The sequence below is a fragment of the Bradyrhizobium sp. 170 genome, from assembly GCF_023101085.1.
In the GTDB taxonomy this organism is placed as follows: Bacteria; Pseudomonadota; Alphaproteobacteria; order Rhizobiales; family Xanthobacteraceae; genus Bradyrhizobium.
The window spans coordinates 3894421-3910159 of the sequence record NZ_CP064703.1; the positions used below are offsets into that span (position 1 = coordinate 3894421).

The window sequence follows — 15739 nt, forward strand, 5'->3', positions numbered from 1 at the left end:
CCTGGTCAAGGATTGCTCCGTGGAAACTTCCATCACCTCCGCGCTGGCTGCGCTGGCCGGTACCACGATCGGAGGGTTGACAAGCGTGGTCGCGAACTGGCTGAACCAGAAGAGCCAGATTCGCGCCCAGTGGCTTCACCACGAGAGGAACCGCCGGCAGATCCTCTACCGGGATTTCATCGACGAAGCCGCAAAATGCTACATCGATGCGCTCCAGCACAATGAAGCTGACGTTTCCAGCCTTGTCGGTCTCTATGCAAAGCTTAGCCGGATGCGGGTATCGTCCTCCAAGCCGGTGGTGCAACGGGCCGAAGACATCGCCCGAAAAATTCTCGATACCTATCTGGAGCCGGACAGGAGCTTTGTCGAACTGCACGACATGGCGATCAATGGCTCGATCGACCTGTTGCACGAATTCAGTAACGCATGTCGCGACGAATTCGAACAGTTGCGGGCTCGGCAGTTCTAAAGTAGCGCCGGCGATAGGATCAATGGAAAGCGGGCCCGCCGACGAGGCGGGCCCGCAATGCCAAACCAGCGCTTTCGTCGTCTATACGGTCGCTCGAGATTTGATGGTCCTCGTGAAGTCAGGCGCGCGCTTCTCCAGAAACGCTGTGAGCGCTTCTTTTGCGTCCGCCGAACGAACCTGCGCGCTGAACTCTTCGTTCTCGGCCTTCATTGCGGCCGCGATCTGCTGGCGGAATGGCTGCTTCATAAGCCGCTTGCTGGCTTGCAGGGCGCCAGCAGGCTTCGCTGCCAGCTTCTGTGCCGTCGCAATCGCGATCGACAAGAGGTCTTGATCGGGCACGACCTGGGTGACGAGACCCAACTCGAGCGCACGGCTGGCATCGTAGGGCGATCCCAGCAAGATCAACTCTGATCCACGGATATGCCCGATCCTTGCGGGAACGATGGAGCTCGATCCGAATTCCGGCACCAGGGCGAGATTGATGAAAGGCATCTGGAATTTCGCGCTTTCGCCGGCATAGACGAAGTCACAGTGCAGCAGCATGGTCGTGCCGCCACCGATGGCAGCGCCCTGAACCGCGGCGATCAGGGGCTTGTCGAAATCGATCAGCGCATTCATGAGCTGCGCCTGCGGAGATTCTCCTGGCCCAGGAGGATTCTTGAGAAAATCCTCGATATCGTTGCCCGCGCAGAAGGAATCGCCTGCGCCATGCCAGAGCACGACACGGGTGTGCTCGTCCTTGGCTGCGTTCTTTAGGATGTCCGAGAGGGCCACGTACATGGCCGAGGTCATCGCGTTCCGCCGTTTCGGACGGTTCAACTGGATACGAAGGATGCTTCCTGCGCGCTCGGTAACGATCTCATCCATTGTCGAAGTCCTTGTGCCTTTGGTGAATTTCACCGCGAGGTTTCGGGGCGGCTCCCGCCGCCCCGACAGTTCGTCACGCTAAGCCGCATGCTCCTTTGCTTTCGGAATGGCACCGCTTTCATGCAAACCATCGATTTCGGTTGCGCTAAATCCAAGCTGCCGGAGAACTTCCTCGTTATGCTCTCCAATCTTTGGGGCGCGCTTCGCGGGCACTTTGGCGACGCCATGCACCTGAAGCGGGCTGCTGATTGTGGACGTCAGCTTGCCGCCGGCACCCTTGAGCGGAACGATGATGTCGTTCGCCTGGAGCTGGGGATCGTTGATCACCTCTTGCGGTCCACGCACCGCTCCGAACGTCACGTGAACGCCGTTGAACACCTCGTACCAATGCGCCATCGGCTCGGCACAGAAAGTCTCGTCGAGGATCGCCGTGAGCTGCGGCATATTCGCCATCAGCTTCGCCGGATCGGAGAAACGCGGGTCGGTCAGAAGGTCGGGCCGGCCGATGGCTTTGGCGACGGCTGCCAGCTTGTCAGGTGTGATGATGAGAACGAACCAGGTGTCATCCTTGGTGCGCCAGACGTTCATCGCCGCATTTGCAGGATTCTTGCGATCGTGCAGCCCGAAGAATTTCGCATCGCATAGCGCGGCCTGGATCGAGACGCTTGCGGACCACACGCCTTCGGCGAGCAGCGACGTCGTGACGTGCGCTCCCTCGCCGGTGCGCTCGCGGCGATAGAGGGCGGTGACGATCGCCGAATAGAGCCCGACGGCGGTGGCATTGTCGCCGCTGCCGGCCACCGGCCAGGTGGGGGGTGCCCCGGCATCGCGCGTCATCGACAACAAGCCGCTACGCGCCCAGTATGAAGTGATGTCGAAGCCGGGGAGATTTGCGTCCGGCCCCTTGTCACCGAAGCCCGAAATGTCCGCGTAGATCAGTCGCGGATTCCACCGCACCACATCCTGATATTCGAGCTTCAATCGCGCCCGCGCGGGATGTGGTGTATTGACGATAAGCACATCAGCCCATTTGACGAGCTTTTCGAGCACGTGCTGCGCGCTCGGGGATTTCAGGTCAAGCGCGATGCCGCGCTTGTTACGATTGGCCAGATGCCAGGGATAGGCATCCTCCGCGACCGGCTGCGGGGGCATTTTGTTGGCATGCCTCCAGAGCTCGCCGCTCGGCGGCTCCACCTTGATGACGTCGGCGCCAAAGTCGGACAGGATCACGGCAGCGCTCGGACCGGCGATGAAGCTCGCGAGATCCACCACCTTGAGTCCGGAAAAAATGTTGTCGTTCGGCATTTTTGTCTCCTTAGCGTTGAAGTTCAGGCACGATTGAAACGCGACGATCGTCGTCGGTCAGTTCTTCCAGGGTTTGGGAGATCCAGCCGAGCAGGCGGGTTTGAACCTCCCGGCGGTTGGTCTCGTTCAGCATCTCGTGTCGGCCGCCCGGATAGAAATCGAAGGCGATGTCGCGCAGTCCGGCATCGCGGTAGCGGCCGATCAGTGTGTAGAGTCCCCGCAGTTGCTGTCCGATGGGATCTTCGCTTCCGGAGAGCAGATAGATCGGGAGATCGCCCCGGATCTTGCGGAGTGCGACCGGATCGCACAATCGCGGCGCAATGCCGAGGAAAGACGCAAGAGAGTCGGGGTGAAGGTCTTTGAAGCAGTCGGGATCGCCCATGAACGCATCGACGGCCGCCCGATCGCGGCTCCGCCAGTCGAAGGGCGTGCGCGCGGGTTCGAATGCGGCGTTGAGGAGATTTCGGCCCACAAATGCCAGAAGCGAGGCGCGCGCCAGTCCGTCAAGCGCTCCCGACCCCGAGAGAATCAAACCATCAATCTCCTGGCTGTGATCGATGACGTATCTCTGCGCGGCAAAGGATCCCATCCCGTGTCCCAGGAGGAACAGCGGCAGGTCGGGATTTTCTTCTCTGGCGATCTCGCTCAGGCGGACCATGTCCTGGACGAGAAGTTCAAAGCCGCCCCTGCCAAGTTCTCCCAATTCCGAGTGGGCCGAGAGGCCGTGCCCGCGATGGTCGTTGGCGTAGACGGAGAGACCTGCCGCAATGAGCGCATCGACGGTGTCGGCGTAGCGCCCCACGTGTTCGCCCATCCCGTGGGCGATCTGAACAACGGCGCGGACCGGGCCGCGGCTTCCCCAGCGAGCGCACGCGATGCACAGTCCGTCGGAGCTGGTCAGCCAGAACCGTTCTTTCGGAGCTGGGGCAGGAGGAGGCGTTATCATGGCAGATGTCCAGTTTCGGTTGCGCTTGGGAGTCACCGTCCGTGAAACTGTGGCGCGCGTTTCTCGAGGAAGGCGGAGGTGCCTTCCTTCTTGTCTTCCGTCGCCGCGCAGATGCCGAAATAGGACGCTTCGAGCGCAAACCCCTCGGCCTGGCTGGTGTCCATCCCCTTGTTGGCCGCCTCCAGTGAGAATTTTACGGCGATCGGCGCGTTGGCGGAGATCTGCTTCAGGATCGTTTCGGCGCGAGCGATGAGGTCGGCCGCTGGCACGACCTCGTTGACGAGGCCAATGCGATAGGCCTCCTGGGCAGAGATCGTCTCGCCAGTGAGGATGAGTTGCAGCGCGCGGCCCTTGCCGACCAGGCGCGGCAGACGTTGCGTGCCGCCACCGCCCGGCAACAGCCCGAGCTTCACCTCGGGCTGCCCGAACTTGGCATGTTCGACGGCGATCCTGATGGTGCAAGCCATCGCCGTTTCGCAGCCGCCGCCAAGCGCAAAGCCATTGATAGCTGCGATCACCGGCTTGCCGAGATTTTCGATCAGATCGAGCACGCCCTGACCGAACCGGCTGGATTCCTCCGCCTCATAGGCATCGACGTGCGCGAGTTCGCTGATGTCGGCGCCGGCGATGAAGGCCTTGTCGCCGGCGCCGGTGAGGATGACGCCATGCACGGACGCATCAACCTTTACATCTTCGAAGGCTGCCTTCAAATCCGTCCAGGTTGGCGTGTTGAGCGCGTTGAGCACTTTGGGCCGATTGACCGTCACGTAGGCGATCGGACCCATTTTCTCGTACTGGACGTTCGCAAGCGCCAACGCTGCTCTGGGCAAGGGGTTGGATACCGTTGCCGACGAAGGTGCCAACGATGCAGTTTCTGAAACCATAGTCATCTCTCCTGGATAAGGGCAGCCGGCGGCGGAGCGCCGGCGTCGCTGGGATGTCACACGAACGCGCCGTGACCGGTGATGGCTTTGCCGACGATCAGAATCTGCATCTGATACGTACCTTCGTAGGAGTAGAGTGCTTCGGCATCGGCGAAGAAGCGCGCGACATCGTAGTCGGCAACGATGCCGTTGCCGCCTAGGACCTCGCGGCCCCATGAAACCGTTTCGCGCGATTTCGCTGTGCAGAACGCTTTCGCCAGTGCCGCATGGTGATCGCCGAGCTTGCCTTCGTCGTCGAGCTGGGCAAGGCGAAGCATCATGCATTGGCACGCGGTCAGATTGCCGAGCATCTTGGCGAGCAGATCCTGAATCAGCTGGAACGAAGCGATCGGCTTGCCGAACTGCAGTCGCTCCTGGGCGTATTTGAGGGTTGCTTCGAATGCGCCCATCTGGATGCCGGTCGACGCCCAGCCCACCATGTATCGCGTCATCCGCAGTACACGCGCGGTATCGCGGAATGAATTGCCGCCCTGCAGGCGGTTCGCTTCAGACACCCGCACATCCTTGAGGGTAATCTGGCCGTTCTGGACCACTTTGAGCGCAATCTTGTGCTCGATCTTCTCGACGCTGAAACCGGGCGTCGACTTGTTCTCGACAATGAAGCCCTTGACCTGGTTGTCCGCGAGATCGCGCGCCCAGATGATGGAGAGGTCACACCATGGCGCGTTACCGATCCACCGCTTCTGGCCGTTGAGAATCCAGTTATCGCCTTCACGCTTCGCCGTCGTGGTCAGACCGCCGCTCGTTCCCGAGCCGACCAGCGGCTCGGTCAATCCGAAACATCCGATCTTTTCGAAACGCGCCATTTGCGGTAGCCATTTCTGCTTCTGCTCCTCCGATCCATCGAGATAGATCGAGCCCATCGCCAGGCCGCTATGCACGCCCCAGAACGTACAAATCGACGCGTCGATGCGCGCGAGCTCCATGGCGACGAAGCCGAACTGCTTCTGGCTGCCGCCGGCGCAGCCATAGCCCTCAAAGCCGAGCCCGCCGATGCCGAGTTCCTTGAACGAGGGCAGCAGCTCGAAAGGAAACGCGTCGTCGGCCCAGTATTTGTTGATGATCGGCTTGACGTTGGCTTCCAGATAGGTACGAACCTTCTTCACCAGCGCCAGTTCGTCGGGGGCCAGAACCTCGGCGAGCTGATAGAAGTCGCCGTTCGGGACGGGCACCGGCTTCGGGGCATCAGTCTTGCGGGCTGTGGTTGCTGTGGTCATGTCTAGTCTCCAGAGTGAGGCAGTGATCTTGACAACCAATTTGATGCGGAAGCGCTCAGCGTTCTTGAAGCAGCTTGCGGTCTCGGGGACGTTCTTGCCCTGTTGTCTGTTCACGCTTCTGCGAGTCTTCAAAACGAAAAAGCCCCGATAGGCGGTTGCCTTTCGGGGCTTTGATTGGATCAGTCGTCAGGTCCTAGAGAACCCGCTCTCTCAATCTCGGAGAGTTTGCTTTTCCGGCTTGTCTGCGCAGCTCGATGAGGCCCAGCAGGATCTCGTCGCGCTCGGTTTCCAGTTCGCTGATGGAGCGCGATCCGGCTTCAGCGTGGACGCTGTCGATAAGCTTCTTTTGCACTTCCGGCGTCAGCACCGGCGAGCCGAGGGTCTTCCACCAGGCCGTCATTGGGCCGGTGAACTGCTGGAAGAAGTGTTCGATGCCGCCCGGACCGCCGCCGAGATGGTTGAGCATCAGGTTGCCCATAACGCCCCAGCGCAGGCCCGGGCCCCAGGAGAGAGCCGTGTCGACATCGGCGGCGCTCACGACGCCCTCGGCAACGAGGTAATAGACCTCACGCGCCAACGCAGCTTGGAGGCGGTTGGCAACATGCCCCGGCATTTCCTTATTGAGGCGCACCGTGCGTTGCCCGATCGACGTGTAAAATTCCGCTGCGCGCCGGATTGTTGCTTCCGAGGTCTTTGCCCCGCCGACGATCTCGACCAGTGGGATCAAGTGGGGCGGATTGAACGGATGGGCGATGACGCAGCGCTCGGGATGGGACGCGGCGCCCTTCTGGATTTCGCTCATGGTGAGCCCCGACGAGCTCGACGCCACGATCACGTCGGGCGGCAGCAGCTCGTCCAACTGCCCATAGAGCTTCTGCTTAAAATCGATCCGCTCGGGCCCATTCTCCTGGACGAGGTCAGCACCGGCGAGCGCCTGCGCGAGGTCGGTCGTGAACGTCAGGTTCGACTGCGACGCTCCGGGCGACAGGCCCAATCGCTTGAGCGCCGGCCAGGCGGTCTCGACGAATTTCCTCAGCGCGGCTTCTGCGTTCGGCGCGATGTCCGTCGCGACGACCTGCAGTCCCTTGGCGAGAAACAGCGAGCTCCAGCTCGCGCCGATCACGCCGGTGCCGATGATGGCGATGCGACGAATGGGTTTGGTTTGCGACATATCACTTCTCCTTCGGGATTTCGGCATAGGCGATGCCGGTGAGGTTGCCCTGGGCGTACAGGAAGTTGCGCTCGCCGGATCCGTCGAGGCGAGCGGAGTAGATCGAGCCGGCAAAATCAGTGACGAACATGCGATCGCCGGGCACATCCAGCGCGATGCCGATCCCTTCCATGAGATGGGTCACGACGATTTCGGGCTCAGCCGGCTTGTTGTCGATGGAAGCGCGGCTCACCGTGTTGCCGCGCGGCGGATCGCCGCGGTCGGTCCAGTAGATGACGCGGTTCTTGTGATCGAGCTCGATGTCGATCGGCTCCGGCAGCGCGTCGAAGAAGACCTCGATATCGGAGCGGTTGGTTGGCGTTTCGCCGGCGGGTATTTCAACATTGGCACGGAAGAGCGAGCCGCGCCCGGCGTTGTCGGGGCCCTTTTGCGTCCAATAGATCTTCCCGTCCTTTCGATCGATCGAGAGCCCGACACACCATTTTGTCTGATCGCGGCGGTCGGCATCTCCACGCCCCGCTTCGATAAGCGTCTCTAGTTTCGATCCGTCGAGATCGCAGCGCATGACGCGCATGCCCTCGCGGTCGCACCAGTAAAGCTTGCCGGCTTTCTTATCGAGAATGATCTGCTTCGGGGTGTGGGTGTCTCCAACTGCAACAATGACCTTGCGGTTCTTGCCGTCGAGATCGGCGCGTTCGACGGACCCGTCGTTCAGGTTGGGAACGCCCATATTGGTCCAGTAGATATGACCGGCCTCGACATCAACGACGATGCCGTCGGGAAGGTGACAGCCTGTCACGATGGTCTGGCGGTCGGAACCGTCCGTGTTCATCACATGAATTTTCCCCGCGTTTATCTCAAGAACGAAGAGGCGAGGGATCGTTGTTTGCGTGCTTGCGTTCTTGACGATGTTCAAGGCCACTTTGGGCATGGGTTCACCTTTGTGCGTTTTCATCCGAAGTGAGGTCGATCTCGTTCAGGCCTGACTGTGACGCAGCGGCTCTGCGCCTTATTGAATGGGATTGCCGTCGTCGGGACGGTCTTGCTCTGCTTTTGGTCCTGCATCAGCAATCAAAGCTGGCTTCCGCTCCGGAAGGAGCGTGGAGGCGAAGACCTGAAGCCAGATCCAGAACGTGATAAGTGGAAAGAGGATCATCGGATCAACCTCTCGAGAACGAAGGCACCACGGCAACCGCTCAGCCGCCGCACCTGGTCGCCAGCAGATCGTTGAAGGCGTTGATCTCTGAATCGAGCGCGGTGATATCCGCATCACCAGTGCAGCCGGCAGCCGCCTGACGCGTCGTTACCGATTCATAGAACGAAGCCGCGTAGGCGCGGCATGCGGCTTCAGGGTCCGTGGCCTTGCTGAGCTGACTGCGTACGGCAGCCCAGTGCGCCCGAATGGCGGCGATTGCGGGCGGCGACACGCATTGCGAAGCGGCGGCGGGAACGGTGGACGCATTGATTGTCGCCGACGCCAGTAGAATGGCAAGTCTGATCATCATGGGGCAGCTCCAGTGTTGCGGGATGCTGCGATGACTTTTATGGCTTCAGCGAATCGATCGCGCGAATGTCTTTGCCGGCTTTGGGACGTGCTTGTTCGAAAGGCATTTGCGAGACGAGGTCTGTGTGCCCCCAAGTCGACAGATGCGGATTGCAACTACAATTCGAGGCAGGTTTGTATAATAGGCGAGCGTCTCGCTCTGTTAGGGTTGATCGCGTCGGATCAACCTCGACGATAGCCCTCGAATCGACGAAGGCTCCGACATTTGACCTGCAAGATTGAGCCAGTCCTCCCGAGACGCTCAGGTATTGACGCCGGCACACGGACCACGACGTCGACCAGATCGTTCAGGCCGATAGCGAAGCGAACGCTATCGGCCTTTTTTGTGCGGGCGTGGCCATTTCATTCGCTGCGCAATTGCGCTGGCCTCTGCGACCACTTTGATCTCGTCGGTCTGTCCTCCGATCGCATCGGAATTATCGCTGCGCGAGGGCGCAACTTGCCATAAAGCGCGGTTAGTTGATCGCGGTGAAGAGCAGCATCAATGGTAGGATGAATGTGCCTGCTGCCAGTAGCACGAAGGCGAGGTTCGAGTGAGGGGTCGCGACCTGTTCGATCGAGAAGGCGAACGGGAGCAGGTATGGCCAGAACAACGAGATCGCGAGCATTCCGAGAGCCGCCGCAAAGGTAAGCGCGGCCAGCAGCCCATTGCATGGCAGGTCACGATCCAGGCTGCTGAAATTGGCGCACGCCATCGGTGCTATCTCCATCCATTTAATCAGTTTCAATGCTGCATCCTCATGCTCATCGGCTCGCCCGACGGCATCGTCATGTTCGCGTTCATATCGGCCACAATCCACATTGTGCCGGCGACCACCACGAATACGATAAGCACGCCAAAGGCGAGCGCGAGTACGTTGTTGGTGCTTTCCGGCCCGCTGGTGATGTGCAGGAAAAACACCAGGTGAATGCCCATCTGGGTAATGGCGAGGACAGCGAGCCCGAGGAATACGCCGCCTGGCCAAAGCAGTGTCGTGTTTGCAGCCCAGAACGATGTCGCGGTGAGAAGCACCGCCACAAATAAGCCGATCGTGTAGACGAGAAATTCGGATGGAGCCGATGGATGCATCTCGCGGCTCGGCTTGTCTCCGGGTGCGCGTTCGTGTCGAGCTTCGGTCATGAGCTAACTCCCATCAGATAAACCACCGTGAATACCCCGACCCAAACGATGTCGAGCGCGTGCCAGAACAAAGAGAAGCAGAGCAGGCGGTGCTGCACCCTCGCAGCAAATCCGAATACCGAGGCCTGCACCATCATCACGATCAGCCAGATCAGTCCGAGGGTGACGTGCAGCCCGTGGCAGCCGACAAGCGTGAAGAAGGCGGAAAGAAAAGCGCTGCGCTGCGGCGTCGCGCCGCGAGCGATCATGTCGGCGAATTCGCCGATCTCGAGTGTAAGAAACGCAGCGCCGAGAGCGAAAGTGATCACGGCACCTAGATACATCCCAACACGATTTCGCGAATTGATGGCGAGCGACATCAGTCCGCAGGTGTAGCTCGAGACGAGCAGGCAGGCGGTTTCGATCGCAACGGTGGCCTGATTGAACAGCTGGGCGCCGCTCGGACCGCCTGCCGTGGAGCGCACGAGGACCGCGTAGCTCGCAAACAGCGCGGCAAACATGACGATGTCGCTCAGCAGGAAGATCCAGAAGCCATAGGCGACCACGATCCTCTTCGGAGCGGGCCCCGCTTCACTTGCGCTTGGCAGCGCCTCTAGCGGGACGCTATCGATTGCGGTGGCGATGTTCATACTGCAGCTCCTGCCTGGTGGGCCCGTTCGAACTGAGCAATCTGCTCGGCGGGCACCTCGAATTCAGTGTGTCTGCGGAATGCAAAGGCAAGCAGCGTCACGAATGCACCCAAGAGACCCAGACCTGCCATCCACCAGATGTGCCAGATCATCGCGAAGCCGATGACAACGGCGAAGAAGGCGCTGACAAAGCCGGTGGCGCTGTTTTTCGGCATTTCGATGGGCTCGTACGCACGTGATGGCCCCGGCTTGCCCTGCTTTGCCTGCTCCCGCTTGCTGGTCCAGAAAGCGTCTTTTCCGGTAACATTCGGGGCGAGAGCGAAATTCCAGGCTGGCGGCGGCGACGCCGTCGCCCATTCGAGCGTTCGGCCATTCCATGGATCGCCGGTAACGCGCAACTTGTCCCGGGCGCGGATCGATACGACGAGCTGCACGACCTGGCAGACGATCCCGCCCAGGATAACGACGGCGCCGACCATCGCTACGATCAGCCAGGGCTGCCAAGCCAGATTGTCGTAATGCTGCAAGCGCCGGGTCATGCCCATCAGGCCTACCAGGTAGAGCGGCATGAATGCGAGATAGAACCCGATGAACCAGCACCAGAACGAGGATTTGCCCCAGCGTTCGTCAAGCACGAAGCCGAAAGCCTTGGGGAACCAGTAGTTGTATCCGGCCATCAATCCGAACACGACGCCCCCGATGATGACGTTATGGAAGTGCGCGATCAGGAACACGCTGTTATGCAGCTGGAAGCTGACCGGCGGCACTGCGTGGAGCACGCCAGTCATGCCACCGATGACGAAGGTCACCATGAAGCCGATCGACCACAGCACAGGCACCGTGAACCGAACCCGGCCGCCGTACATCGTGAACAGCCAATTGTAGATCTTCACGCCCGTCGGCAAAGCGATGACCATACTCATGACGCCGAAGAAGCCGTTGACATTCGCACTGGCGCCCATGGTGAAAAAGTGGTGCAGCCAAACCAGGAAGGAGAGGACGCAGATCGTCATGGTCGCGGCCACCATCGAGCGGTATCCGAACAGCGGCTTGCCGGAGAAGGTCGCGATGACCTCGGAAAAGATTCCGAACGCCGGCAGGACCAGGATGTAGACTTCCGGGTGTCCCCAGACCCAGAACAGGTTGGCGTACAACATCTGATTGCCGCCGGCGTCGTTCGTGAAGAAGTGGAAGCCGAGATAACGATCGAGCAGCAGCATCGCGAGAACCGCGGTCAGCACCGGAAAGGCCGCCACAATCAGCAGATTGGTGGCAAGCGAAGTCCAGCAGAAAACCGGCATGCGCATGTAGCTCATCCCAGGCGCGCGCATCTTCAGTATGGTCGTGACGAAGTTGATGCCCGCCAGCAAGGTGCCGAGACCGGAGATTTGCAATGACCACAGATAGTAGTCGACGCCGACGCCGGGCGAATACTGTAATTCGCTGAGTGGCGGATAACCCCACCAGCCGGCTTTCGAGAACTCGCCGACCGCCAACGAAAGGTTGATCAACAGCGCGCCCGAGGCGGTCAGCCAAAAGCTGACGGAGTTGAGGGTGGGGAAGGCGACATCGCGAATGCCAAGCTGCAGCGGCACCGCGAAGTTCATGATTCCCACCACGAATGGCATCGCCATGAAGAAGATCATGATCGTGCCGTGCGCCGAGAAGATCTGGTCAAAATGTTCGGGCGGCAGATATCCCTGTGCACCGCCGGCGGCAACCGCCTGCTGCGCGCGCATCATGATCGCGTCGCTGAAGCCGCGCAGCATCATGACGAGCGCCAGTATGCAATACATGACGCCGATGCGCTTGTGGTCGACCGAGGTGAGCCATTCGCGCCATAGATAGAGCCAGGCTCCCTTCGTCGTGATGAATCCGAGGACAGCCACCACGACAAGGACCATGAACGCTGTTGCGCCCATGATGATCGGCTCATGGAGGGGAATCGCGTTCCAATCAAGCTTGCCAAGGAGATTCATCGTTCTGCCCTCTGCGATGTTGAACAAATTGATAGAGAGGATTCTTGTGTGCCCATGCCAGCGTTGACGATGCTGCCGAACAGACCGGAGGCGACGGCGCGATAGGTGAATGGAGCGACCGCCTTGCTCGGTTTGACCAGGTCGGCATAAGCCTGCTTATCGAGTGCCGAACCAGTCTCGCGGGTCTGGCGAACCCATTGCGCAAATCCGTCGTCCGTCACTGCATCGACCGTAAAGTGCATGTCGGCAAAGCCGTCACCGCTGAACATGGTGGATAGCCCTGGATAGGTTCCGAGATGGTCGGCCTGCAGGTGGAGGCGCGTCGCCATTCCGGACATCGTGTAGATCTGGCTGCCGAGCTGAGGCACGTGGAAGCTGTTCATGACGCTCGATGAGGTCAGTTCGAAGCTGATCGGCGTGCCAACCGGTACGACCAGCTTGTTGACGCTCGCGATCCCCTGCTCGGGATAGATGAAGAGCCATTTCCAGTCGAGTGAGACGACCTGAACGGTGATGGGCGTGACCGTTGAACTAATCGGCTTCCCTGGATCAAGGTCGTGTGAGCCGACCCACGCGACGCCGCCCACGAGCAGCACTGTCATGGCGGGGATCGACCAAACCAGCAGCTCGAGACGCCCGGAATACTCGAAATCCGGCAAGTAGGCTGCGCGCCGATTCGATGCGCGAAACCAGTAGCCGACGGCGAGCGTGGCGAGGATCGTCGGAACAACGATCGCCAGCATGATGCCGAGCGAGTTGAGCAGAATTTGTCGCTCGGCGAGGGCAATCGGCCCTTTTGGGTCGAGCACGCCTTCGGTGCAGCCACCGAGCGTCGCGGCACCGATCAGGACCACAGCAAGCAAACCATATCGCATGTTAGACCTCGCCTGTGCTGAGGTTGATGAAACTGTGCGTGCTGCGAACGGCGCCTGGCAGGAGCTCGGCATGCACCGATCCGACGATGTAGCCACTAAGCGACGACCGCATGGGCGACAATGAGCCACCACCGTGGTCGACCAGGAGCGCTGCAAACAGCACGAACAAGTAGGGGATGGAGAACGCGAATAGCCTATGAGGAGCACGGCGATCGGTCCCAATGCTCCTGTTCAGCTGAAGTGCGAGCAGAAGGAAAAGCGCGCCGCAGATCGCGGCGATCGCGCCATAGATGGTCCCTGCAAATCCGAGCACCCAGGGCAGCTCCGAGGCAAGAACCAGGAGACCGCTATAGATCAGGATCTGGCGCGTTGTTGCAGCACGTCCGGCGACAACCGGCAGCATCGGCACGCTTGCACGCGCATAGTCGTCGGTGCGATTAAGCGCCAGGGCCCAGAAATGGGGGGGCGTCCAAAGGAATATAATGAGGAATAGCGTAAGCGGCTCGAGCCCGATTTCTCCCGTTGCCGCGGCCCATCCGATAACGGGCGGCAGCGCACCGGCGGCACCGCCGATGACGATGTTCTGTTTCGTGGCGCGCTTCAGCCATGCCGTGTACACGACAACATAGAAGAGGATCGTGCAGGCCAACAGCGCGGCTGCCGCGAGGTTCGTCGCGAGAGCGAGAGCCACGACTGCGATAGTGCCAAGGACAACTCCAAAGACGAGTGCCTCGACCTTCGAGACCCTGCTCCGGGGAATTGGCCGCATCGCGGTGCGGGTCATGACCGCATCGATATCGGCGTCGTACCACATGTTGAGCGCGCCAGCGGCTCCGGCCCCGGCGGCGATGCAGAGAACCGCAATAAAAGCGCGCAAGGGATCGAGCTGATCATGTGTACTGATCAGTCCAACGACCGCGGTGAAGACAGCGAGCAGCATGACGCGCGGTTTGGTGAGCTCGAAGAAGTCGGACAAACGCCGATGTTCGGCGAGACGGTCCGCGGAATGAGAAGACACGGGAACAGCCGGCCTTTCGCAAAATTGGTCAGCGATGGTCTTGACGTTCATTGCGCTTGCTCCGGTTGATCCGAAAATGAGAGACGTCATCGTCGCACCAGACGAACGGTGGGGAACCACTGGTTCCGCATATGCGTCTGGAAGAGTTCATGGTGGCTCGCGCATGCATGATCGACTGACACGAACTCGCTAAGAGCTCCGCAGCAAAGTGATGCGAATGCTGGCGATGGTCTTGAATGCGATTGCCGCGGCTGGAACAGCTTTGTCCTCCAGGGGACCTACCAGCTGCTGGCTATGGCCGATCCTCTTCCGGGGCGGCCGCCATGCTGCGATGTCCGCTCCCTAGGCGGATGCAGGCCCCTCCAGACGGCGCGCTGGCCGAATGGAAGGTCAACGAGCACCAGCTGGTTTGATCGACGCGATCCTTGACCCGAGGGCCCTAGAGTTTTTGTATCCCCGGCCAAATCTGGTGACCGCACCGGATGACCGGCTGAATTTGCCTGTTATGTCGTGACGATACCCAATTAACCTAAAATATTTCCCTGTTAGCTGGAGTAGGGAATTGACGCGAAGCGCTGCAGTGCAGCTGCTTTCTTGGCTACACGTCATGTCTCCGAGCCGCCAAACCGGCGGTTTCCCTGTAGAATTCCCTGTTAGCAGGGAAACTGCCTGGAGACAGGCGCGGTCACCACTGCGTCGCCAGCCAGCCATTCCTGTTTTTTAGAGAATTTCGTTTTCTTGACGAGAAAGGCCCACCAAATGCGGGCTTTTCTTATCCTGGAAAGTCTCCGGAGACCGGCGTTCGCACTTTTTGGCCAAAAATTCCCGAAAGTCTCCAGCCGAATCTAGGAAAACTCCCGTTTTTTGGAGACCCGCCTTGGAGACCGAAGAATAAGTCCACTGCGCGCTAGTGGTGGCATTGAGTTTCAGTCTTGATCGTTCGGTTTCAGGTTGTCGCAGCAGTGACGACGCAGATCGCAATGTTGCAGGTAGTCTCGTGACCTCTTTGCGCCCCCTCAGAAATGTAAGCCGATCAAGGAGCGCTGATTCCGGTGGCCTCGCCACAGCGCGTTTTCTATGCTAACGCCGCCGATTCCTCGATGGCTCTTCACAGCTCTAGGCGAGACCAAGACCATTGCGTTATTTTCAGTATCGATGGATCAAATCATCGGTTTGACGGTGGGATCGAATGGTCGTTGGTGTCCAAAGATTCGCGGCATGACTCTTGTTTGGACCATCAACGCGCCGGACGCAGGAGCTGATCGCATGCTCTCGATTGAAGATATGGTCTGGAACAGCCAGAGGACGTTAGTATCAGCCACCGGCGATCGGACGCTCGGTCAAAGCCAGGGAGCCTCCCGGCAGGTTCGCATGCGCGGGTGCGGGCTTTGGGATGATCTCCAAGCGTCACCTTTTCAAAGGCACTTTTGGGGTCGAAATGCACCTTATGCCTTGACAGATCCTTGCAACCCATTGAAATCGCAACAAATGCGTGCGCCCTCCGAGCGCACCATACCCAGGCTTTCCCTTGAAATCGGGTCTCAGGTCAGACCCGTGCGCTTGGCGAGGAAAATCAAGCACCTGCCAGCATTACGCTTCAGAACGGACCCTTCGGTACGGTACGACCACTATTTG

The 15739-nt window shown here is 59.9% G+C and carries 15 protein-coding genes; 1 reads left to right on the plus strand and 14 read right to left on the minus strand.

The features are described from left to right. Positions 1–19: 19 nt before the first annotated feature. A complete protein-coding gene (locus tag IVB05_RS17840) occupies positions 20–469 on the plus strand; it encodes a hypothetical protein (protein WP_214491034.1) in 450 nt (149 codons plus the stop codon). 81 nt (positions 470–550) lie between these two features. Here the strand turns inward: IVB05_RS17840 and IVB05_RS17845 are convergent, their stop codons facing one another. From IVB05_RS17845 to IVB05_RS17910, 14 genes are all read right to left on the minus strand, one after another. Beyond that, entirely contained in the window at positions 551–1336 is a 786-nt protein-coding gene (locus IVB05_RS17845; protein WP_247785890.1) for an enoyl-CoA hydratase, read from the minus strand. A 78-nt stretch (positions 1337–1414) separates the two neighbouring features. Beyond that, positions 1415–2641 (minus strand): CoA transferase, encoded by a 1227-nt coding sequence (locus IVB05_RS17850; protein ID WP_247785892.1) that lies wholly within the window; start codon positions 2639–2641, stop codon positions 1415–1417. A 10-nt stretch (positions 2642–2651) separates the two neighbouring features. Further along, a complete protein-coding gene (locus tag IVB05_RS17855) occupies positions 2652–3587 on the minus strand; it encodes an alpha/beta fold hydrolase (RefSeq protein WP_256473444.1) in 936 nt (311 codons plus the stop codon). 32 nt (positions 3588–3619) lie between these two features. Further along, positions 3620–4471 carry an enoyl-CoA hydratase-related protein gene (locus IVB05_RS17860; protein ID WP_214491030.1) on the minus strand — a complete coding sequence of 284 codons (852 nt, stop codon included), beginning with the start codon at positions 4469–4471 and terminating at the stop codon, positions 3620–3622. 56 nt (positions 4472–4527) lie between these two features. Then, positions 4528–5748, minus strand: a complete 1221-nt coding sequence (locus tag IVB05_RS17865; RefSeq protein WP_247785896.1) for an acyl-CoA dehydrogenase family protein — start codon at positions 5746–5748, stop codon at positions 4528–4530. A 193-nt stretch (positions 5749–5941) separates the two neighbouring features. Next, a complete protein-coding gene (locus tag IVB05_RS17870; protein WP_214491028.1) occupies positions 5942–6919 on the minus strand; it encodes a 3-hydroxyacyl-CoA dehydrogenase NAD-binding domain-containing protein in 978 nt (325 codons plus the stop codon). Between the two features lies 1 nt (position 6920). Continuing rightward, positions 6921–7751, minus strand: a complete 831-nt coding sequence (locus IVB05_RS17875) for a 3-hydroxyacyl-CoA dehydrogenase (protein WP_247785898.1) — start codon at positions 7749–7751, stop codon at positions 6921–6923. Between the two features lie 364 nt (positions 7752–8115). Beyond that, positions 8116–8424 (minus strand): hypothetical protein, encoded by a 309-nt coding sequence (locus IVB05_RS17880; RefSeq protein ID WP_214491026.1) that lies wholly within the window; start codon positions 8422–8424, stop codon positions 8116–8118. Between the two features lie 514 nt (positions 8425–8938). Then, positions 8939–9178: a hypothetical protein gene (locus IVB05_RS17885; RefSeq protein WP_247785900.1), complete on the minus strand. Its 240-nt coding sequence runs from the start codon at positions 9176–9178 to the stop codon at positions 8939–8941. Positions 9179–9207: 29 nt separating this feature from the next. Then, positions 9208–9603, minus strand: a complete 396-nt coding sequence (cyoD, locus tag IVB05_RS17890; RefSeq protein WP_214491024.1) for a cytochrome o ubiquinol oxidase subunit IV — start codon at positions 9601–9603, stop codon at positions 9208–9210. Continuing rightward, positions 9600–10232, minus strand: coding sequence for a cytochrome o ubiquinol oxidase subunit III (gene cyoC, locus IVB05_RS17895; RefSeq protein WP_214491023.1), 633 nt, complete (start codon positions 10230–10232; stop codon positions 9600–9602). The genes cyoD and cyoC overlap by 4 nt, the downstream gene beginning before the upstream one ends. Then, positions 10229–12211: a cytochrome o ubiquinol oxidase subunit I gene (gene cyoB / locus IVB05_RS17900; protein ID WP_247785902.1), complete on the minus strand. Its 1983-nt coding sequence runs from the start codon at positions 12209–12211 to the stop codon at positions 10229–10231. The genes cyoC and cyoB overlap by 4 nt, the downstream gene beginning before the upstream one ends. Continuing rightward, on the minus strand, positions 12208–13086 hold the full coding sequence (gene cyoA, locus IVB05_RS17905; RefSeq protein WP_214491021.1) for a ubiquinol oxidase subunit II: 879 nt from the start codon (positions 13084–13086) through the stop codon (positions 12208–12210). The genes cyoB and cyoA overlap by 4 nt, the downstream gene beginning before the upstream one ends. 1 nt (position 13087) lies before the next feature. Then, the gene (locus tag IVB05_RS17910; RefSeq protein ID WP_247785904.1) at positions 13088–14104 is read right to left on the minus strand and encodes a heme o synthase; all 1017 of its coding nucleotides are present in this window, start codon (positions 14102–14104) and stop codon (positions 13088–13090) included. Positions 14105–15739 lie beyond the last annotated feature (1635 nt).

Bases quoted from the DNA above. Each gene is read 5' to 3' on its own strand.
- IVB05_RS17885 (WP_247785900.1), bottom strand. From the start codon at position 9,178: ATGGCGTGCGCCAATTTCAGCAGCCTGGATCGTGACCTGCCATGCAAT.
- cyoC (WP_214491023.1), bottom strand. From the start codon at position 10,232: ATGAACATCGCCACCGCAATCGATAGCGTCCCGCTAGAGGCGCTGCCA.
- IVB05_RS17870 (WP_214491028.1), bottom strand. From the start codon at position 6,919: ATGTCGCAAACCAAACCCATTCGTCGCATCGCCATCATCGGCACCGGC.
- IVB05_RS17865 (WP_247785896.1), bottom strand. From the start codon at position 5,748: ATGACCACAGCAACCACAGCCCGCAAGACTGATGCCCCGAAGCCGGTG.
- cyoD (WP_214491024.1), bottom strand. From the start codon at position 9,603: ATGACCGAAGCTCGACACGAACGCGCACCCGGAGACAAGCCGAGCCGC.
- IVB05_RS17850 (WP_247785892.1), bottom strand. From the start codon at position 2,641: ATGCCGAACGACAACATTTTTTCCGGACTCAAGGTGGTGGATCTCGCG.
- cyoB (WP_247785902.1), bottom strand. From the start codon at position 12,211: ATGAATCTCCTTGGCAAGCTTGATTGGAACGCGATTCCCCTCCATGAG.
- IVB05_RS17845 (WP_247785890.1), bottom strand. From the start codon at position 1,336: ATGGATGAGATCGTTACCGAGCGCGCAGGAAGCATCCTTCGTATCCAG.
- cyoA (WP_214491021.1), bottom strand. From the start codon at position 13,086: ATGCGATATGGTTTGCTTGCTGTGGTCCTGATCGGTGCCGCGACGCTC.
- IVB05_RS17855 (WP_256473444.1), bottom strand. From the start codon at position 3,587: ATGATAACGCCTCCTCCTGCCCCAGCTCCGAAAGAACGGTTCTGGCTG.
- IVB05_RS17860 (WP_214491030.1), bottom strand. From the start codon at position 4,471: ATGGTTTCAGAAACTGCATCGTTGGCACCTTCGTCGGCAACGGTATCC.
- IVB05_RS17875 (WP_247785898.1), bottom strand. From the start codon at position 7,751: ATGAACACGGACGGTTCCGACCGCCAGACCATCGTGACAGGCTGTCAC.
- IVB05_RS17880 (WP_214491026.1), bottom strand. From the start codon at position 8,424: ATGATGATCAGACTTGCCATTCTACTGGCGTCGGCGACAATCAATGCG.